At 65.2% G+C, this 1,020-nt stretch carries 1 protein-coding gene and 1 pseudogene; one reads left to right on the forward strand and one right to left on the reverse strand.

Annotated features, from left to right (window positions below):
* A partial coding sequence (locus AB0873_RS32660) for an IS5 family transposase (protein WP_366604665.1) occupies positions 1 to 639 on the forward strand: 639 nt, incomplete at its 5' end.
* 201 nt (positions 640 to 840) lie between these two features.
* Here the strand turns inward: AB0873_RS32660 and AB0873_RS32665 are convergent.
* Positions 841 to 1,020 (reverse strand): annotated as a pseudogene (locus tag AB0873_RS32665) (IS1380 family transposase); the annotation flags it as partial.

A 1,020-nucleotide genomic window follows, 5' to 3' on the forward strand; every position in this document is an offset into this window, starting at 1 on the left:
GACTTCCCGCCCTGGCAAACGGTCTACGGCTACTTCACCGCCTGGACAGGCGATGGCATCTTCACCCAGCTCAACTACGACCTCACCGGCCTGGCCCGCGCCAAGGCCGGACGCGCCACACAGCCCTCGGCCGGCGTGATCGACACCCAGAGCGTGAAGACCTCCACCAACGCGCCGCTGGCCAGCCAGGGCATCGACGCCGGCAAGAAGATCGTCGGACGCAAACGCGGCATCGTCACCGACACCCTCGGCCTGCTCCTCGCCGTCATCGTCACCGCGGCCAGCGCCAGCGACAACACCATCGGCGTCGACCTCCTCGATCAGGCCAAAGCCGCGCATCCCGCCCTGGCCAAGACCTGGGTCGACGCCGGCTTCAAGAACAGGGTGATCGAACACGGCGCCACCCTCGGCATCGACGTCGAGGTCGTCGCCAAAGACCCGCACATCAAAGGGTTTTCGGTGGTCAAACGCCGATGGGTCATCGAACGCACCCTGGGCTGGATCATGCTGCACCGGCGCCTGGCCCGTGACTACGATGCCCTACCCGACAACTCTGCCAGCATGATCCGCATCGCGATGATCGACAACCTCACCAGAAGGGTCACCGACGAAACCACCCCAACCTGGCGAGATATGTGAAGATCATATCACTCGCAAAATATGTGAATCAGACGCCCTCTAAGCCTGAATCCGTGGACTGGCCTTCGCGCGGGGATTGAGTTGATCTTGCCGGTTCGAGGTTGTGGTTGGTCCGCTGGTCGTGGTCCAGCTTGCTCTGGTGCTACTGGTCGGTGGTTTGGCGGGTGTTGCGTGTGGTGCGCTCGGCGGTGGTGGTCGAGGTCAGGTGAACACGGATTGCCAGAGGGTCAGCCAGGCTTGGGCTCGGGGCCAGTGCGCTGGTAGGTGCAGCACGGGGCGGCGTTGTGGGCGGGCGAGTCGGGCGGGCACGTTGATCAGGTGGGTGCGCAGGGTGGCGCCTCGGGCGACGGCGTAGCGGGCGGTGTGGGTGAGGGTGCCGGC

The sequence above is a fragment of the Micromonospora sp. NPDC047707 genome (assembly GCF_040704235.1).
Lineage (GTDB): Bacteria > Actinomycetota > Actinomycetes > Mycobacteriales > Micromonosporaceae > Micromonospora.